This window comes from Microbulbifer sp. CnH-101-G (genome assembly GCF_052466775.1).
The window spans coordinates 3,715,001-3,717,500 of the sequence record NZ_CP174292.1; the positions used below are offsets into that span (position 1 = coordinate 3,715,001).

The 2,500-nt window shown below is 52.4% G+C and carries 2 rRNA genes (1 of these 2 only partly in view); both read right to left on the reverse strand.

The features are described from left to right. Window positions 1–22 precede the first annotated feature (22 nt). Window positions 23–138, reverse strand: a 5S ribosomal RNA gene (rrf, locus tag ACJJID_RS16425). A 204-nt stretch (window positions 139–342) separates the two neighbouring features. Next, window positions 343–2,500: ribosomal RNA gene (locus tag ACJJID_RS16430) — 23S ribosomal RNA — on the reverse strand; it runs 724 nt beyond the window's last position.

Below are 2,500 nucleotides of genomic sequence, written 5' to 3' on the forward strand. Positions count from 1 at the left end.
GGGTGGCCCTTTCGGATTAGAAGCCTGACGATGACCTACTCTCACATGGGGAGACCCCACACTACCATCGGCGATGTTGCGTTTCACTTCTGAGTTCGGCAAGGGATCAGGTGGTTCCACAACTCTATTGTCGTCAGGCAAACTGGCTTGGGTTGGCGTTGGTCTTATGGGCGTTTGCCCTGCGCTGCCGTTTGACTGTTCGTTTGCCACTGAGTTTTTCTCAGTTAACAATCAACCCAAATAATTCGGTGAAACAATCTGTAGTAATACACCGCAAGCGATTGTATGTCTCTAACTCACAATCCGCTAGCTTAGCTAGTCGTTAGTAACCATCTCTGTTGTATGGTCAAGCCGCACGGGCAATTAGTACTGGTTAGCTCAACGCCTCACAGCGCTTCCACATCCAGCCTATCAACGTGGTAGTCTTCCACGGCCCTTTAGGACTCTCAAGGAGTCAGGGAGATCTTATCTTGAAGGAGGCTTCCCGCTTAGATGCTTTCAGCGGTTATCCCGTCCGAACATAGCTACCCGGCAATGCCACTGGCGTGACAACCGGAACACCAGAGGTTCGTTCACTCCGGTCCTCTCGTACTAGGAGCAACTCTTCTCAAATCTCCAACGCCCACGGCAGATAGGGACCGAACTGTCTCACGACGTTCTAAACCCAGCTCGCGTACCACTTTAAATGGCGAACAGCCATACCCTTGGGACCGGCTTCAGCCCCAGGATGTGATGAGCCGACATCGAGGTGCCAAACACCGCCGTCGATGTGAACTCTTGGGCGGTATCAGCCTGTTATCCCCGGAGTACCTTTTATCCGTTGAGCGATGGCCCTTCCATACAGAACCACCGGATCACTATGACCTACTTTCGTACCTGCTCGTCATGTCTGACTCGCAGTCAAGCGCACTTATACCATTATGCTCATTGCATGATTTCCGACCATGCTGAGTGCACCTTCGTACTCCTCCGTTACTCTTTGGGAGGAGACCGCCCCAGTCAAACTACCCACCATACACTGTCCTCGATCCGGATAACGGACCAGAGTTAGAACCTCAAACATACCAGGGTGGTATTTCAAGGACGGCTCCACAGTAACTAGCGTTACTGCTTCAAAGCCTCCCACCTATCCTACACAAGTAGGCTCAAAGTTCAGTGCAAAGCTGTAGTAAAGGTTCACGGGGTCTTTCCGTCTAGCCGCGGGTACACTGCATCTTAACAGCGATTTCAATTTCACTGAGTCTCTGGTGGAGACAGCGTGGCCATCGTTACGCCATTCGTGCAGGTCGGAACTTACCCGACAAGGAATTTCGCTACCTTAGGACCGTTATAGTTACGGCCGCCGTTTACCGGGGCTTCGATCAAGAGCTTCGCCGAAGCTAACCCCATCAATTAACCTTCCGGCACCGGGCAGGCGTCACACCCTATACGTCCTCTTACGAGTTTGCAGAGTGCTATGTTTTTAATAAACAGTCGCAGCCACCTGGTCACTTCGACCGGCCTCAGCTTAGGGAGCAAGTCCCATCACCAAAACCGGCGTACCTTCTCCCGAAGTTACGGTACCATTTTGCCTAGTTCCTTCACCAGAGTTCTCTCAAGCGCCTTGGTATTCTCTACCTGACCACCTGTGTCGGTTTAGAGTACGATTCACTATTACCTGAAGCTTAGAAGTTTTTCCTGGAAGCAGGGCATCAACCACTTCACCCACTAAGTGGGCTTCGTCATCAGTTCTCAGCCTTAGGGACCCGGATTTGCCTAAGTCCCCAGCCTACAACCTTAAACATGGACAACCAATCGCCATGCTGGCCTAGCCTTCTCCGTCACTCCGTCGCAGTAATAGCGAGTACAGGAATATTAACCTGTTTCCCATCGACTACGGCTTTCGCCCTCGCCTTAGGGGTCGACTAACCCTGTCCCGATTAGCGTTGGACAGGAACCCTTGGTCTTCCGGCGGGGAGGTTTTTCACCTCCCTTGTCGTTACTCATGTCAGCATTCGCACTTGTGATACCTCCAGCAGACCTCCCGATCCACCTTCAACGGCTTACACAACGCTCCTCTACCATGCTCCTAAGAGCATCCGCAGCTTCGGTTACCAGTTTTAGCCCCGGTATATCTTCCGCGCAGGCCGACTCGACTAGTGAGCTATTACGCTTTCTTTAAAGGATGGCTGCTTCTAAGCCAACCTCCTAGCTGTCTGGGCCTTCCCACATCGTTTCCCACTTAACTGGTATTTGGGACCTTAGCTGGCGGTCTGGGTTGTTTCCCTTTCCACGACGGACGTTAGCACCCGCCGTGTGTCTCCCGCGATTGCACTCCTCGGTATTCGGAGTTTGCATGGGGTTGGTAAGTCGGGATGACCCCCTAGCCCAAACAGTGCTCTACCCCCGAGGGTGAGACGCGAGGCGCTACCTAAATAGCTTTCGAGGAGAACCAGCTATCTCCCGGCTTGATTAGCCTTTCACTCCGATCCACAGGTCATCCCCTAATTTTTCAACATTA